The sequence below is a fragment of the Gemmiger sp. An194 genome (genome assembly GCF_002160145.1).
Taxonomy (GTDB): Bacteria; Bacillota; Clostridia; order Oscillospirales; family Ruminococcaceae; genus Allofournierella.
In genome coordinates this window covers 119,455-135,033 of the sequence record NZ_NFKA01000002.1, presented here as the reverse complement: position 1 = coordinate 135,033, position 15,579 = coordinate 119,455, and the positions used below count along the sequence as shown (strand labels likewise).

At 61.4% G+C, this 15,579-nt stretch carries 15 protein-coding genes; 8 read left to right on the top strand and 7 right to left on the bottom strand.

Annotated elements, in window-relative coordinates; all coding sequences use genetic code 11:
• Nucleotides 1-4 precede the first annotated feature (4 nt).
• The 5 genes from B5F28_RS01835 to B5F28_RS14380 form a co-directional block, all read right to left on the bottom strand.
• A complete protein-coding gene (locus B5F28_RS01835) occupies nucleotides 5-889 on the bottom strand; it encodes an ABC transporter substrate-binding protein (protein ID WP_087292721.1) in 885 nt (294 codons plus the stop codon).
• Nucleotides 890-1,332: 443 nt separating this feature from the next.
• Nucleotides 1,333-1,503 carry a FeoB-associated Cys-rich membrane protein gene (locus B5F28_RS14385; RefSeq protein WP_143424501.1) on the bottom strand — a complete coding sequence of 57 codons (171 nt, stop codon included), beginning with the start codon at nucleotides 1,501-1,503 and terminating at the stop codon, nucleotides 1,333-1,335.
• 54 nt (nucleotides 1,504-1,557) lie between these two features.
• Nucleotides 1,558-3,930 carry a ferrous iron transport protein B gene (gene feoB, locus B5F28_RS01830; RefSeq protein WP_087292718.1) on the bottom strand — a complete coding sequence of 791 codons (2,373 nt, stop codon included), beginning with the start codon at nucleotides 3,928-3,930 and terminating at the stop codon, nucleotides 1,558-1,560.
• 211 nt (nucleotides 3,931-4,141) lie between these two features.
• Nucleotides 4,142-4,870, bottom strand: coding sequence for a LytR/AlgR family response regulator transcription factor (locus B5F28_RS01825; RefSeq protein ID WP_087292715.1), 729 nt, complete (start codon nucleotides 4,868-4,870; stop codon nucleotides 4,142-4,144).
• 108 nt (nucleotides 4,871-4,978) lie between these two features.
• Complete coding sequence (locus B5F28_RS14380) at nucleotides 4,979-5,197, bottom strand: hypothetical protein (protein WP_143424667.1); 219 nt, start codon at nucleotides 5,195-5,197, stop codon at nucleotides 4,979-4,981.
• Here B5F28_RS14380 and B5F28_RS01820 point away from each other — a divergent pair.
• Together B5F28_RS01820 and B5F28_RS01815 are read left to right on the top strand one after the other, a co-directional pair.
• Nucleotides 5,196-6,632 carry an APC family permease gene (locus B5F28_RS01820; RefSeq protein WP_087292712.1) on the top strand — a complete coding sequence of 479 codons (1,437 nt, stop codon included), beginning with the start codon at nucleotides 5,196-5,198 and terminating at the stop codon, nucleotides 6,630-6,632. The genes B5F28_RS14380 and B5F28_RS01820 overlap by 2 nt on opposite strands.
• 78 nt (nucleotides 6,633-6,710) lie before the next feature.
• Nucleotides 6,711-7,952: a metal-dependent hydrolase family protein gene (locus tag B5F28_RS01815; RefSeq protein ID WP_087183512.1), complete on the top strand. Its 1,242-nt coding sequence runs from the start codon at nucleotides 6,711-6,713 to the stop codon at nucleotides 7,950-7,952.
• A 156-nt stretch (nucleotides 7,953-8,108) separates the two neighbouring features.
• Here B5F28_RS01815 and B5F28_RS01810 read toward each other — a convergent pair whose 3' ends face one another.
• Together B5F28_RS01810 and B5F28_RS01805 are read right to left on the bottom strand one after the other, a co-directional pair.
• Nucleotides 8,109-9,470, bottom strand: a complete 1,362-nt coding sequence (locus tag B5F28_RS01810) for a PFL family protein (RefSeq protein WP_087292961.1) — start codon at nucleotides 9,468-9,470, stop codon at nucleotides 8,109-8,111.
• Between the two features lie 22 nt (nucleotides 9,471-9,492).
• Nucleotides 9,493-9,762: an ACT domain-containing protein gene (locus B5F28_RS01805; protein ID WP_087292709.1), complete on the bottom strand. Its 270-nt coding sequence runs from the start codon at nucleotides 9,760-9,762 to the stop codon at nucleotides 9,493-9,495.
• 391 nt (nucleotides 9,763-10,153) lie between these two features.
• Here B5F28_RS01805 and B5F28_RS01800 point away from each other — a divergent pair, with 391 nt between their 5' ends.
• The 6 genes from B5F28_RS01800 to B5F28_RS01775 are packed head-to-tail and all read left to right on the top strand — an operon-like array spanning nucleotide 10,154 to nucleotide 15,432.
• Nucleotides 10,154-10,633 carry an Lrp/AsnC family transcriptional regulator gene (locus B5F28_RS01800; RefSeq protein WP_087292706.1) on the top strand — a complete coding sequence of 160 codons (480 nt, stop codon included), beginning with the start codon at nucleotides 10,154-10,156 and terminating at the stop codon, nucleotides 10,631-10,633.
• Nucleotides 10,633-11,820, top strand: coding sequence for a pyridoxal phosphate-dependent aminotransferase (locus B5F28_RS01795; protein ID WP_087292703.1), 1,188 nt, complete (start codon nucleotides 10,633-10,635; stop codon nucleotides 11,818-11,820). Before B5F28_RS01800 ends, B5F28_RS01795 begins: the two co-directional genes overlap by 1 nt.
• Nucleotides 11,813-12,955 (top strand): DUF362 domain-containing protein, encoded by a 1,143-nt coding sequence (locus B5F28_RS01790; RefSeq protein WP_087292700.1) that lies wholly within the window; start codon nucleotides 11,813-11,815, stop codon nucleotides 12,953-12,955. Before B5F28_RS01795 ends, B5F28_RS01790 begins: the two co-directional genes overlap by 8 nt.
• A gap of 13 nt (nucleotides 12,956-12,968) precedes the next feature.
• Nucleotides 12,969-13,904: a 4-(cytidine 5'-diphospho)-2-C-methyl-D-erythritol kinase gene (ispE, locus tag B5F28_RS01785; protein WP_087292697.1), complete on the top strand. Its 936-nt coding sequence runs from the start codon at nucleotides 12,969-12,971 to the stop codon at nucleotides 13,902-13,904.
• 59 nt (nucleotides 13,905-13,963) lie between these two features.
• Nucleotides 13,964-14,593 (top strand): stage II sporulation protein R, encoded by a 630-nt coding sequence (locus B5F28_RS01780; RefSeq protein WP_087292694.1) that lies wholly within the window; start codon nucleotides 13,964-13,966, stop codon nucleotides 14,591-14,593.
• 53 nt (nucleotides 14,594-14,646) lie between these two features.
• Complete coding sequence (locus B5F28_RS01775) at nucleotides 14,647-15,432, top strand: peptidoglycan-binding domain-containing protein (RefSeq protein WP_158097485.1); 786 nt, start codon at nucleotides 14,647-14,649, stop codon at nucleotides 15,430-15,432.
• Nucleotides 15,433-15,579 lie beyond the last annotated feature (147 nt).

Below are 15,579 nucleotides of genomic sequence, written 5' to 3'. Positions count from 1 at the left end.
TTTATCAGCCCTCGCTGGAAAGAGCGGTGTGCTCCTCCAGCAGCTTGTCGATGGTGCCGTTCTCGATGTTCTTTTCGATGACCTGGTTCACGAACTCCACCAGATCCTCCTGGCCCTTGGCGATGGCCAGCGCGTAGTTCTCTTCGGTGACCATCTCTTCCAGAACCTTCAGCTCGCCCTCGTAGTTCTTCACGATGGTGTTGGCGGCCACGCTGTCGATCACAGCGGCGTCAGCCTTGCCGGCGGCCAGAGCAGCGGCACATTCCACCGCGTTCTTGAACTGCAGGGGAGAAGAGATGCCCAGGGTGTCCTGTACGTAGATGTCGCCGGTGGTGTTGGCCTGTACGGTCACGGTGTAGTCACCGCTCTTCAGCTCCTCGGCGCTGGTGATGGTGCTGTCCGCGGGCAGCAGCAGCACCTGACCGGCGGTGGCGTAGGTAACGGTGAAGTCCACCTGCTGGGCACGCTCGTCAGTCACGGTCATGCCCGCGCCGATCATGTCGCCCTTGCCGCTCTTCAGCGCCTCGATCAGCAGGCCGAAGTCCATGTCCAGAACCTCGTATTCCACGCCCAGCTCATCGGCCACCAGCTTGCCCACGTCGATGTCCACACCGGCGGGCTGACCGTCCGCGCCCAGATACTCAAAAGGCGGGAAGCCGGTGGCGGTCATCAGGGTGAAGGTGCCCTTCTCCTTGATGGCGTCCAGGGTGGGCGTTGCACCGTCGGTGCTGGTGGAAGAACTGGTGCTTTCTGCCGCGGAAGAAGCGGTGGAAGCGGAAGCGGCGGTGGATGCCGCAGCTGCAGAAGAAGCAGTGGACGAAGCGCCGCCGCAGGCGGTCAGGCTCAGAGTAAGAATGGATGCCAGTGCGAATGCGATCAACTTTTTCATACTGTGTTTCCTCCTTGATGAAGCGGCCCCCTCAAAGCCGCTGTCCTGTGTTCGATGGACTCATTATAGCTGAATAAATATTCAATGTCAATGAATTTTTATAAGACTGTATACTTTGACAAAGCAGCGTGGCAAAAGAGGAAAACGCTGTGCGATTTGATGAATAAAATGCATATAATCTAAAAAATAACGGGATAAACGGCATATTTATTCTTAATTTGTGGGAATTTATTAATATCGTGTGAATATAAAATGAAGGTTTTTTGCATGAGTAAAAGCGGAGAAAAAACTGGAAAAAGAATAATATGCATGTGTTCTTGCAAAATATGCATAAATATCTGCCGGGCGGCGGGTATCCGGTATGCTCAGCCCGAATCCAAACAAAAAGAGCGGGCGGGAGCAAAAGCTCCCGCCCGCCCTTTGGGGTGAACGGAGAAAAATGTTCAGTGCTTGCCGTCTTCCTTGTTCTGCCTGGCTGCTTCGCAGCGGGCGGCGCAGCTGGAGCAGTCGCCGCTGCACTCGCCGCCGAAGCCGCCGTTTTTGCAGATGAACACAAGAGCCGCCACAAAGCAGACCACAACGATCGCAAGCACCAGAAGAGTGGGCAGATTCATGAGTAAAACCTCCGGATCAGGGCCGGGCAGGATACCCGGCTGGGATAGCTTGGATTACAGCCCGAACAGCAGACCCACACAGCGAACGGCAAAAGCAACCAGCCATGCGATCACGCACTGGGCCACCACAACGGTGAGGGCGCCCTTGGCGCCGCCCATCTCCCGCTTTACGGCGGCGATGGCTGCCACACAGGGGGTGTAAAGCAGGGTGAAGATCAGGAACACAAAAGCGGTGAAGGGGGTGAACAGGCTGCCCAGCGCCTGGGGCAGGGTGTTCAGGCTGGAGCCGGTGAGCACCGCCAGCGTGGAGACCACCGCCTCCTTGGCGGTAAAGCCGGTGATGAGGGCGGTGGAGACCCGCCAGTCGCCGAAACCCAGAGGCGCGAACAGGGGAGCGAGCAGACCGCCCAGCATGGCCAGCAGGCTGGTGGAGGAATCGGTCACCACGTTCAGGCGGGCATCGAAGGTCTGCAGGAACCAGATGATGATGGAGGCCACAAAGATCACCGTGAAGGCACGGGTCAAAAAGTCCTTGGCCTTTTCCCACATCAGCCGCAGCACGCTGGCGGCGCTGGGCAGGCGGTAGTTGGGCAGCTCCATCACGAAGGGAACGGGCTCGCCCTTGAAGGCGGTGCCCTTAAGCAGCAGGCCGAACAGAATGCCCACCAGAATGCCGGTCACATAAAGGCCGATCATCACCAGCGCCTGATACTTGGGGAAGAAGGCGGCGGTGAACATGGCGTAGATGGGCAGCTTGGCCGAGCAGCTCATGAAGGGGGTGAGCAGAATGGTCATCTTCCGGTCCCGCTCACTGGACAGGGTGCGGGTGGCCATGATGGCGGGCACGCTGCAGCCGAAGCCGATGAGCATGGGCACGAAGCTTCGGCCGGAAAGACCGATCTTGCGCAGCAGCTTGTCCATCACGAAGGCCACGCGGGCCATGTAGCCCGAGTCCTCCAGAATGGAGAGGAAGAAGAACAGCACCACGATGATGGGCAGGAAGGTGAGCACGCTGCCCACACCAGCGAAGATGCCGTCGATCACCAGGCTGTGTACCACCGGATTGATGCCGTAGGCGGTGAGCGCATTGTCCACCACGCCGGTCAGGGCGTCCAGCCCCAGGGCCAGCAGGTCGCTCAGGCCCTGGCCGATCAGGCCGAAGGTGAGCCAGAACACCAGGCCCATGATGCCCAGGAAGATGGGGATGGCCAGAAAACGGTGGGTGAGCAGGCTGTCGATCTTCACGCTGCGGGCGTGCTCCCTGCTTTCGCCCTTCTTGATCACGGTGTGCTCGCACAGCGCGCCGATGAAGGCGTAGCGCATGTCCGCCAGGGCAGCCTCCCGGTCGGTGGAAAGATCGGCCTCCATCTCGGTGATGGCATGCTCCAGAAGATCCTTCTCGTTGTCGGAAAGGTGCAGCCGCTCCAGCATGGGCACGTCGCCCTCCACCAGTTTGGTGGCAGCGAAGCGCAGGGGCACCCGGGCCCGCTGGGCATGGTCCTCAATCAGGTGGCAGATGGCGTGGATGCAGCGGTGCATGGCGCCGGCGCAGAAATCCACCCGGGCGGGCTTTTCCTGGTTTACCGCCACCTGCATGGCGTGCTCGATCAGCTCGTCGATGCCCTCGTTCTTGGCGGCACTGATGGGCACCACCGGGATGCCCAGCTCTTCCTCCAGCTGGTTCACCAGTACGGTGTTGCCGTTGGCCCGCATCTCGTCCATCATGTTGAGGGCCAGCACCATGGGGATGCCCAGCTCGATCAGCTGCATGGTCAGATACAGGTTGCGCTCGATGTTGGTGGCGTCCACGATGTTGATGATGCCCTGGGGCCGCTCGTTGATGAGAAAGTCCCGGGTCACGATCTCTTCATTGGAATAGGGCGACAGGGAATAGATGCCCGGCAGGTCCACCACGGTGGCCTCCGGATGCTTGCGGATCTGGCCGTCCTTCCGGTCCACGGTCACGCCGGGGAAGTTGCCCACGTGCTGGTTGGAGCCGGTGAGCTGGTTGAACAGGGTGGTCTTGCCGCAGTTCTGGTTGCCCGCCAGCGCAAAGGTGATGGGCGTGCCTGCGGGCAGAGCGTTCGCGCTCCGGTTCCGCTTGGCGGCGGCTTCGCCCAGACCCGGGTGAGCGATGGGCTCCACGGCGCGCAGGTCGTGCTGGTGATGGTGCTCGGCCTCCACCTCTTCGGGGGTGCGAGTGTGCACGCCCTCAATGTTGATGCTCTTGGCATCCTCCAGACGCAGGGTCAGCTCGTAGCCCCGCAGCTCCAGCTCGATGGGGTCGCCCATGGGAGCGACCTTGCGCAGCGTTACCTGGGTGCGCGGGGTGAGGCCCATGTCCAGAAAATGGCGGCGCAGCGCGCCGGAGCCGTTTACCGCCGTGATGGTGGCGGTTTTGCCAATCGGCAGTTGATCAAGTGTCATTGCGTAAAACCCCTCTTTTGGAAAAACGCAGCCATTGCTCCGTCTTTGGTTTGGTATCAATACTTTATTATAATGCCTATACGCTGCATCAGTGTAGCACCTGTGGATTCAAATGTCAATACAAGGGGCGGTATGGGCAGCGCGGGGGATTTTTGGGCAAAACAAAAGGCCCCGGCACAGCCGGAGCCAACATGCAACGAGAAAAATTCGGTCAGCAGCGGGGCGGGGCCCACAGCTCGCTGGAGGGCTGCCGGTCCCGGATGCGGCGGGCCACCTCCTGGTGGTGCATCCGGCTGCAGGGAATCTGGCAGCCGTTGGCCAGGGTGAGCACGTCCCGGAACAGGTTTTCCACGTGCAGCAGATTTACAACATAGCTCTTGTGAGTGCGGGCGAAGCCGAAGGGCTCCATCTGCTGGGCAATCTGACTGATCTGGCCGCTGAACTGGTAGCTGGCGCTTTCCCCCACCAGGGTGATGCGCCGCACGTCCGATTCAAAATAATAGATCTCGCTGTGCTTGATCTGCACCGTGCCCTCCTCGCTGGAGAAGCTGTAGTAAAAATCCGGTGTTTCACAGTGAGTCAGCGCCAGCCAGACCTCCTCCTGCAGCGCCACCCCGGAGAAGGGCCGCACCAGATAGCCGCAGGCCCGGGTGCGATAGCCGGGAATGGCCCACTGCTCGCTGCTGGCCAGCAGGATCAGACTCATGGCCGGATGCAGCCGGTGCAGCTGGATGGCCGCTGAAAGACCGGACCCGTCCTCGCCCACATCCAGCAGGATCAGATCGAACCGGCGGCCACGGTTGTATTCATCCAAAAGGGTACGGCTGGAGTCGAAAAATACGAACTCCAGGCCCACCCGTTTGTTCAGCGGAGCCAGGCTGTGGAGCAGCTCGGAATTTTCCTGCCGGTCGCGGCCGCACAGTGCAATGTAACGGATCATATAACCAGAAAAACCTCCTGTTTTAGGCGCGAAACGGGGAAAATACCCGGATTTTGATGTAGAAAAAAACGCCTTGGATTTGTTCACTTTGTATATATTATATGGGCTTTAGTCGATAAAATCAACCGCTTTTGCTGATTTTGACGACAAAAGTGCAGATTGTGCGCGAGCTGTACACACTTTGCCAAAAACTTGGTATAGTGTTGCCGTGCCTGCCGGAAACGTTTTTTCCAGTGGGAGAGAGAGAAGAAAAAACAGGGCTGAAATCTGTCTTTGGCCAATGGGCAGACAGACCCAAATGCCCTGTAACAAGGAGGAACTCTTCATGGCAAATGCTCCCCAAACAGCGGCGCCCGAACAGGGCGGAATGAAAAAGACACTGTCGCTGTGGAACTTCTTTACCATCGGCTTCGGCGCCATCATCGGCACCGGCTGGGTGCTGCAGGTGGGCGACTGGATGGTCACCGGCGGCGGCCCCATCGCCGCAATGATCGCCTTCGGCATCGGCGCGTTGTTCCTGGTGCCCATCGGCGCGGTGTTCGGTGAACTCACCGCCGCCATTCCCATCTCCGGCGGCATCGTGGAATATGTGGACCGCACCTTCGGCCACACCTTGAGCTACATCACCGGCTGGTTCCTGGTTCTGGGCAACGGTATCCTGTGCCCCTGGGAGGCCATCGCCATCTCCACTCTGGTGAGCCAGATGTTCGGCGACCTGTTCCCGATTCTGCGGTCGGTGAAGCTGTACAGCATCCTGGGCGCGGACGTTTATCTGTTCCCCACCATCATCGCGCTGGGCTTCGCCTTCTACGTGATCTGGCTGAACTTCAAGGGCGCTTCCAGCGCCGCCAAGCTGCAGGCCTTTTTGACCAAGGCTCTGCTGGCCGGTATGCTGCTGGCCATGGGCATCTCCTTCTTCAAGGGCGGCCCCGCCAACATTCTGCCCTCCTTCCAGCAGGTGCAGAGCAGCACCACCCAGACCGCCGGTACCAACATGTTCGCCGGTATCGTGTCCGTTCTGGTTATGACCCCGTTCTTCTATGCCGGTTTCGACACCATTCCCCAGCAGGCTGAGGAGGCCGCCGAGGGTCTGGACTGGAACAAATTCGGCAAGATCATCAGCCTGGCCCTGCTGGCCGCGGGCGGCTTCTACATCATCTGCATCTACTCCTTCGGCACCATCGTTCCCTGGACCGAGTTCATCACCAAGGACGTGCCCGCTCTGGCCTGCCTGAAGGACATCAGCATGATCTTCTATGTGGTGATGCTCATCATCGCCACCCTGGGACCCATGGGCCCCATGAACTCCTTCTTCGGCGCCACCAGCCGCATCATGCTGGCCATGGGCCGAAAGGGCCAGCTGCCCGAATCCTTCGCGGTGCTGGATTCCAAGTCCGGCTGCCCCAAGCTGGCTTGCACCATCCTGGCGGTCATCACCGTGATCGGACCCTTCCTGGGCAAGAACATGCTGCTGAGCCTGACCAACGTTTCCGCACTGGCCTTCATCTTCAGCTGCACCATGGTGAGCCTGGCCTGCCTGCGCATGCGCTACACCGAGCCCGATCTGTCCCGTCCCTATAAGGTCCCCGGCGGCAAGCTGGGCATCTGCGCCGCCATCGCCGCCGGTTCCATCGTGATCCTGCTGATGGTGGTACCCTTCAGCCCCGCCGCTCTGAACGGTGTGGAATGGGGCATCGTTCTGGGCTGGCTGGTCATCGGCCTGATTCTGATGGCCGTTACCAAGGCAGCCAAGAAAAAGTAATTTTCCAAATGAACCTATAAGCGCTCAAACTACGCTTCGGTACATACACAAACAAAGAAACAGGAGGTTTGTTTCATTATGAGTAAGGTAGCATTCGTTGGCGGTCTGCTGATCGACGGCACTGGCGCCGAGCCGGTCAAGGACTCTCTGGTCCTGGTGGAAGACAAGAAGATCGTATACGCCGGTCCCAAGAAGGAATACGGCCCCGATTACGAGACCCACGACATCACCGGCAAGACCATCATGCCCGGCCTGATCGATACCCATCTGCACTTCTCCGGCAACCTGACCGACGACGATACCGATTGGGTACTGGAAGATCCCATCCAGAAGACCGTTGTTGCCGTTCAGCAGGCTCACGAGTGCCTGGAGCACGGCCTGACCACCGTTGGTGAGATCAGCCGCAGCGGCCTGCAGATCCGCGATATGATCGAGCGCGGCGTTATGACCGGCCCCCGCGTGGTGGGCACCGGCCTGGGCTTCGCCCGCACCTGCGGCCACGGCGACAGCCACAAGCTGCCCAGCTGGTACAACGACGAGAGCCATCCCTGGGCGGAGCGTGTAGACGGTCCCTGGGAGCTGCGCAAGGCAGTTCGCCGCCGTCTGCGTCAGAGCCCTGACGCCATCAAGATCTGGTCCACCGGCGGCGGCATCTGGCGCTGGGACAAGAAGACCGATCAGCACTACACCTACGAAGAGATCAAGGCCGTTGTGGACGAGTGCAACATGGTCGGCATCCCCGTATGGAGCCATGCCGAGGGCTTCGGCGGCGCTCTGGACTCCGCCAAGGCCGGCGTGCATCTGATCATCCACGGCCAGGCTCTGAACGACGAATGCCTGGACATCATGGCTGAGAAGGGCATCTACTTCTGCCCCACCATCCAGTTCCTGCATGAGTGGTTCAAGACCTATCCCCCTGTGTACATCCCCGAGATGCACGACTCTCAGCCCGGTGAGACCGTGGTCGAGAAGGAGCTGAACCGCATCTACGCCAACCTGCGCAAGGCCAAGGCCAAGGGCATCGGCCTGACCATCGGTTCCGACTCCTTCTGCAGCAGCCTGACTCCCTATGGCACCACCGCCATCGGCGAGATGTACTCCTTCGTAGAGTGCGCCGGTATCTCCGAGATGGATACCATCGTGGCCGCCACCAAGGTGGGCGCCGAGATGCTGAAGGTAGACGACGTGACCGGTACTCTGGAAGCCGGCAAGTCCGCTGACCTGCTGGTCATCGAGGGCAACCCCCTGGAGAACATCCGCGCCATCGCCGTGGACAACATGAAGGTCATCATGAAGGAAGGCGCCTTCGTCAAGGGCTGATCTCCGTCACTCCTTCCATAACAAAAAGCCCCTGGCCCGAACCTCTCCCCGGGCCGGGGGTTTTCCTGTTCTTATATAATGTAAGAAAGAAAAAAAGAGGCCTCCCGGCGGGAGACCTCTTTTTTGTTTTGTCTGCATAAAGATGAGAGGAAAACCTCAGTTTTTCAGCGCCTGCAGGGGAGCGGGGATGCGGCCGCCCCGGTTGATGAACACGCTGGGGCTGTAGGTGCTGATGGGCATGATGGGCGCGTAGCCCAGCAGGCCGCCGAAGTCCAGCTCCTCGCCGGCCTTGCGGCCGATGGCGGGGATCACGCGCACGGCGGTGGTCTTGGTGTTTACCATGCCAATGGCCGCCTCGTCGGCGATCAGAGCGCTGATCACCTCGGCGGGGGTGTCGCCGGGCAGAACCACCATATCGATGCCCACGCTGCACACGGCGGTCATGGCTTCCAGCTTCTCCAGGCACAGGCTGCCGCAGCGAGCCGCCTGGATCATGCCGTCGTCCTCACTCACGGGGATGAAAGCGCCGGACAGGCCGCCCACGTGGTTGGAGGCCATTACGCCGCCCTTCTTCACCGCGTCGTTCAGAAGGGCCAGGGCAGCGGTGGTGCCGCAGCAGCCGCAGCTCTCCAGACCCATCTCCTCCAGAATGTTGGCTACGCTGTCGCCGATGGCAGGGGTGGGAGCCAGCGACAGGTCCACAATGCCGAAGGGCACGCCCAGCTCATTGGCGGCCAGGTTGCCCACCAGCTGACCCATGCGGGTGATCTTGAAGGCGGTGCGCTTCACCAGCTCGGCCACCTCGTCCAGCGGGGCGTCCTTGGGCAGCTTTGCCAGGGCGGCGCGCACCGCGCCGGGGCCGGAAACGCCCACGTGTACCACACAGTCCGGCTCGCCCACACCGTGGAAGGCGCCCGCCATGAAGGGGTTGTCCTCGGGGGCGTTGCAGAACACCACCAGCTTGGCAGCGCCCATGCACTGGTTGTCGGCGGTGACCTCAGCGGCCTTGCGTACCACGCCGCCCATCAGCTTCACCGCGTCCATGTTGATGCCGGTCTTGGTGGAGCCGATGTTCACGCTGCTGCACACGATGTCGGTTTCAGCCAGCGCCTGGGGAATGGAGGCGATCAGCCGCTCGTCCCCGGCGGAGAAGCCCTTGTGCACCAGTGCGCCGAAGCCGCCGATGAAGTTCACGCCCACAGCCTTGGCCGCACGGTCCAGAGTCTTGGCGTAGTCCACCGGGTCGGCGGTGGGGGCGCTGGCCAGCAGCATGGCGATGGGGGTCACGCTGATGCGCTTGTTGATGATGGGAATGCCGTAATCGGTGGAGATCTTCTCCACCACCGGCACCAGGCGGGCGGCCTTTTCGGTGATCTTGTTATAAATCTTCTCGCAGGCCTTCTTGGGGTCCGGGTCGGCGCAGTCCAGCAGGCTGATGCCCATGGTCACGGTGCGCACATCCAGATTTTCCGAGGTGATCATCCCGATGGTTTCCAGGATGTCGCTGGTGTTGATCATGCTCAATGGAACGGCCCCCTTCTCAAATGTGATGCATCGCGTCGAACACTTCTTCGCGGGTGATGTGCAGCTCCATGCCCACCTCTTCGGCAATGGCGGCAAAGCGGGCGCGCACAGCGTCCATATCCTGGGTGCAGCGGCTCAGGTTCACCAGCATGATCATGCAGAACATTTCCTGCATGATGCTCTGGGTCACGTCCTCCACATTGATGTTCAGCTCGGCGCACACGGCGCTGACCTTGGCGATCACGCCCACGGTGTCCTTTCCGACAACGGTGATAACAGCTTTCATAAACCAAAATCCTCCCTCTGCGACGGCACAGCGCACGGCGCGGTGCCCGGTTTGCGGCGGTTTGCAGCCGCTGGCGGCTGCAAGACGTTATTGCCATTATAGCAGATTTTGCGGTCCCGTGGTTTACTTTAACAGTATTTTTTTTTATAATAAGGGCAACACCGCACAATTCACGCCCAAAAGCTCAGGCGGCGTATCGCACCAAAATTTTCCGTGGAATTTTCCAAAAATGCTCGCGGGGCCTCCAAGGCTTGGCTGTGCTTTTTGCTTCATTCCGCAAAAAATTTTCTGGTGCGCTCCACCACCTGGAATTATGCAGTATTGCCCAAGTTAAATTGCCGAATTTGCCCCCAAAGAGGGCCAATCAACAAAGAAAGAAGTGATCCATTGTATGGAACGTTTGCTGAAATTGCTGGAGGAAAACGCCCGCCTGAGCGTGGAAGAGCTGGCTGCCATGCTGAGCATCAGCCCGGAAGAGGTGGCCGCCCAGATGGATGATTATGCCAACAAAGGCGTGATCCGTGGCTACCGGGCCATGGTGGACTGGGAAAAGGTGAGCACCGATAAGGTGCAGGCCGTGATCGAGCTGCGGGTTCGCCCCAAAAAGAGCCACGGCTTTGACGAGATCGCCATGGCCATCAGCCAGTTCGAAGAGGTGCAGAGCGTTCTGCTTATGAGCGGCGGTTACGATCTGCAGCTGGTGATCGCGGGCCACAGCTTCCAGGAGATCGCCCTCTTTGTGGCCAAGCGCCTTTCCCCCATGGACGATGTGCTGTCCACCGCAACCCACTTTGTGCTGCGCACCTATAAAAAGGATGGCGTGATGTACGCCGAGGAAGAGCCGGACGAAAGGGAGTGGGCTACGCTGTGATGGATTACAGCCGTTTGATCGCCCCGGCCGCTGCTGCCATGCGGCCCTCGGGCATCCGTAAATTCTTCGACATCGCCGCCGAAATGGACGATTGCATCAGCCTGGGCGTGGGCGAGCCGGATTTCAAGACCCCCTGGCGCATCCGGGACGCGGGCATCAAGAGCCTGCAGAAGGGCAAGACCAGCTACACCGCCAACGCCGGCATGAAGGAGCTGCGGCAGGAGATCGCCGCCTATATGGACCGTCGGTTCGGCCTTTCCTATGACCCGCTGGGCCAGATTCTGGTCACGGTGGGCGGCAGCGAGGCCATCGACATGTGCATCCGCAGCCTGGTGGCCCCGGGCGACGAGGTCATCATCCCCGAGCCCTGCTTTGTGTGCTATCAGCCCATCACCACCCTCACCGGCGGCGTGCCGGTGCCGGTGCCTCTGAAGGCGGAAAATGAGTTCCGGCTCACCGCCGCCGAGCTGAAAGCGGCTATCACCCCCAAGACCAAGCTGCTTATCATGCCCTTCCCCTGCAACCCCACCGGTGCGGTGATGGAGCGGGAGGACCTGGAGGCCATTGCCGAGGTGCTGCGGGATACCGACATCATGGTCCTGTCGGATGAGATCTACGCCGAGCTGAACTACGGCGACCATCCCCATGTGAGCATTGCCAGCCTGCCCGGCATGGCCGAGCGCACCGTGGTGGTGAACGGCTTCTCCAAGGCCTTCGCCATGACCGGCTGGCGCATGGGCTTTGCCTGCGGCCCCCGCGAGATCATTGCCGTGATGACCAAGCTGCACCAGAACTGCATCATGTGTGCGCCCACCACCAGCCAGTATGCGGCGGTGGTGGCCATGCGGGAATGCGACGACGAGATCGAGCGCATGCGTCAGGAATACGACATGCGCCGCCGTTTTCTGGTCAGCCGCCTGAACGAGATGGGCCTTTCCTGCTTTGAGCCCAAGGGAGCCTTCTATGTGTTCCCCAGCATCCAGTCCACCGGCCTGTCCAGCGAGGAATTCTGTGAAAAGCTGCTGTATGCCAAGCGGGTGGCAGTGGTGCCCGGCACCGCCTTCGGCGACTGCGGCGAGGGCTTTGTGCGCATCAGCTACGCCTATTCCGTGAGCCATCTGAAGCAGGCGCTGGACCGGATCGAGGCCTTTCTGCAGCAGCTGCGGGACGAGGGCGTGAATGGATAACAACGTGTATTTTGCCGCGGCGGCAAACTATGACCAGCAGACGGTGGATGCTGCGGTGGAGCGGCTGTTCAGCCAGCTGCCCGCCGCCGAAGCACTGGCGGGCAAGAAGGTGCTGTTAAAGCCCAATTTGCTGGCAAAGCACGCGCCGGAAAAGGCGGTAACCACCCACCCGGCCCTGGTGCGGGCGGTGATCCGGGCGGTGCGCCGCCGGGGCGCTGCCTCCATCATGGTGACGGATTCCCCCGGCGGGGTCTACAACCCGGCCATCCTGCGCAGCATCTATAAGGTGAGCGGCCTGGCCGATGTGTGCCGGGAGGAGGGCGCGGCCCTCTATACCGACTGCAGAAGCCGGGAAACCGCATCCGGCGGCAGACTGGTCCGGGCCTTTACCCTGATCGAGCCGGTGCTGGACTGCGATGTGCTCATCAACCTGCCCAAGCTCAAGACCCACATGATGACCGGCCTTTCCGCCGCCACCAAGAATCTGTTCGGCTGCATCCCCGGACTGCAGAAGGCCGAGTGGCACATGCGCTTCCCGGATAAGGAGCGCTTCGGCGAGATGCTCATCGACCTGCTGGGCTGCGTGAAGCCCGGCTTTGCCATTCTGGACGGCATCCTGGCCCAGGAGGGCGACGGCCCGGCGGGCGGTACGCCCCGCATGGTGGGCCTTGTGGCAGCGGCGGAGAACCATCTGCAGATGGACCTTGCCCTCTGCCATATGCTGAACATCCGCCCCAAGGACGTGCCCTACTTAAACGCGGCCATCGGCCGGGGCCTGTGCCCGGAGCGATTCGACCTGGCCTGCGCCAGGGGGGAAGGGGAGCTGTGCCGCCCCATTCCCGGCTACCGGCTGCCCTCCAGCTGGGGCAGTGTGGACTTTGCCGACAAGGCCCCCCGGGCGGTGCGCTGGGCGGTGCCCGCGGTGGAGCGGCTGCTGGCCCCCCGCCCGGTGATCAACAAACGCCTGTGCATCGGCTGCGGCAAGTGCGCCGAGATCTGCCCTCAGCACACCATCACGGTGCAGGGCAAGGCGCACATCCATCCGGCCAGGTGCATCCGGTGCTTCTGCTGCCACGAGATGTGCCCTGTGAAGGCCATCGACACCCGGCGGTCCTTTCTTTTAAAAAAATTATAACGAGGTGTGAGCCATGAAACAGGTAACCGTGCTGGCCCCGGCCAAGCTGAACCTGACGCTGGACGTGACCGGCCTTTTGCCCGGCGGCTACCACGCGCTGGATATGATCATGCAGACCATCACCCTGCACGAGCGGGTGGTGCTGAAAAAAAGCCGGGATCTGATTCTGCGCCTGCCCGGCAGCCGCATCCCGGCCAATGAAAAGAACACCGCCTACAAGGCGGCGCTGGCCTTCTTCCACTACACCGGCCTGCTGGCCGGGGTGGAGATCGAGATCCACAAGGCCACTCCCGTGCGGGCGGGTATGGCGGGCGGCAGCGCCGACGCCGCCGCCGTGCTGGTGGGCATGAACGAGCTGTACGGGGCCAAATTGTCCATCACCGAGCTGTGCGCCATCGGCGCCACCATCGGCGCGGATGTGCCCTTTGCCATTCTGGGCGGCACCTGCCGGGTGCAGGGCATCGGTGATATCCTCAAGCCCCTGCCCCCCTGCCCGGACTGCTGGTTCGTGGTGGTCATGCCCAGCGTGGGCGTGAGCACCCCCGAGGCCTTCGCCCGTTACGATGAGGTGGGCAGCAGCGTCCACCCGGATTCCGCCGCCGCTGAGGCAGCGGTGAAGGCGGGAGACCTGAACGCCCTGTGCGCCGCCAGCGGCAACGCGCTGGAGGAATGCAGCGGTGCCAAGGAGACCCCGGCCATCAAGCAGCTGCTGAACGAGAACGGCGCGCTGGCCAGCCTGATGACCGGCAGCGGCGCGGCAGTGTTCGGCGTGTTTGACGACGAAGCCGCCGCAAAGCGGGCCGCCGATGCACTGCGCAGGCAGTACAGCCAGGTCTATCTGGCTCAGCCGGACCGCTGGGGTGCCCGTGTGGTTCCCGGCCGCCGCCCGACTCCGATCCGAAACAAGGGCGGGAAAAATCCCGAGCAGAAATCCCAGCCCGCGGAATAAAAATCAGAACGCACGCCCATTCTATTGGCAGAAGCTGCCAAGGAAAGGATGTGCGTTTTATGTTTTCTGCTGTACTTAAAAAGAATGAATCAAGCTGGATGGCCCACGCGGCCCTGGCTGCCGGGCTGGTGCTGGCCATTGCCGTGAGCGGCTGGCTGGGCCCCTTCTCGGCGGCCTGCGCCTCCCTGCGGCAGGACACCCTGCGCCTGCACGTGCAGGCCAACTCCAACAGTGAGGCGGACCAGGCCCTCAAGCTGCTGGTGCGGGACGCGGTGCTGGAAACCGCCCAGACCCTGTTCGCCGGTCTGCCGGACCAGCAGGCCGCCCTGGAAACCGCCCGGGCCCATCTGGAAGATTTCCAGCGCGCGGCCGAGCGGGTGGTGCGCGAAGAGGGCAGCGACCAGGCGGTGCGGGTCTATGTGACCAACATGTATTTCCCCACCACCGCCTACGAGGACTTCACTCTGCCCGCCGGCCGATACGACGCACTGCGGGTGGAGCTGGGGGACCACGCGGGCCGCAACTGGTTCTGTGTGCTTTACCCGGCGCTCTGCCTTTCCGCCGCCCAGCCCGCCGAATACCCTGAGGCGGCCCAGCAGGAGATTCTGGAAAACAGCCGGGGCTACGAGGTCCGCTTTGCCGCCCTGGAGGCAGTGGAACGGCTGGAGGAATGGCTGCACGAAAATTGAGAGGAACATCCCGGAACCCCTGTGCATACAATGGCGCAAGGAGGGATGCAGATATGGCAACAATCACAGCAGTGCCCCCGTACTTCAGAACGGTGCTGCAAAACGGAAGCAGAGGGCCGGACTCGGCCCAGGTACAGACCTGGCTGAACGGCATCCGCAAGCAATGGCCTCAGATCCAGAGCGTCAAGGTGGACGGCCAGTACGGCGGGGCCACGGCGCAGGCGGTGAAGCAGTTCCAGACCATGGCCGGGCTGACCGTGGACGGCATGACCGGCCAGAACACCTGGAACGCTTTGTACACCCAGTACGCGGGCATCTACGGCGCGGGCGAGATCTACCCGGGCATCGTGGCGGCTCCCGGTGCGCGGGGTGCGGTGGTGAAAAGCATGCAGCAGAAGCTGGCGGCTCTGAGCAAGGTGTACACCGGCATCCAGAGCATCTCGGCGGACGGTGTGTTCGGCAGCGGCACCTCGGCGGCGCTGCGCCGGTTCCAGCCCCAGTTCGGCCTCACCGCCGACGCGCTGCTGGGCAAAAATACCTTTGCCGGGCTGGCCAAGGTGTATGAGGCTGTGCGGGCCGGGAATCCGCCCAAGGTGGTCACCCGGTATGTGGGCTACGTGATGCAGCAGGGCAGCCGCGGCGACTGGGTACGCTTTTTGCAGAGCTACCTGAACGGTGTTTCGGGCCTTCCCCAGCTGACGGTGGACGGCAACTTCGGTTCCGGCACCAAAAAGTCGGTGGTGGCTTTCCAGGGCCAGCAGGGCCTGACGGCGGACGGCAAGGTGGGCACCGCCACCTGGAGCCGCCTGATTACGGTGTTCAACCAGCAGTTGGGCTGACCCAGAAGCGGTAAATACCGGATAAAAAGTAGGACTTTCCTCAATCTGTACAGGGGAAGGTCCTGCTTTTTTGTGGTTTTGACGGTTTTATTCATTTTGTATTAATAGGTTAATGATGTGGTGATAGAATCTGTTGGATAGAAGGAA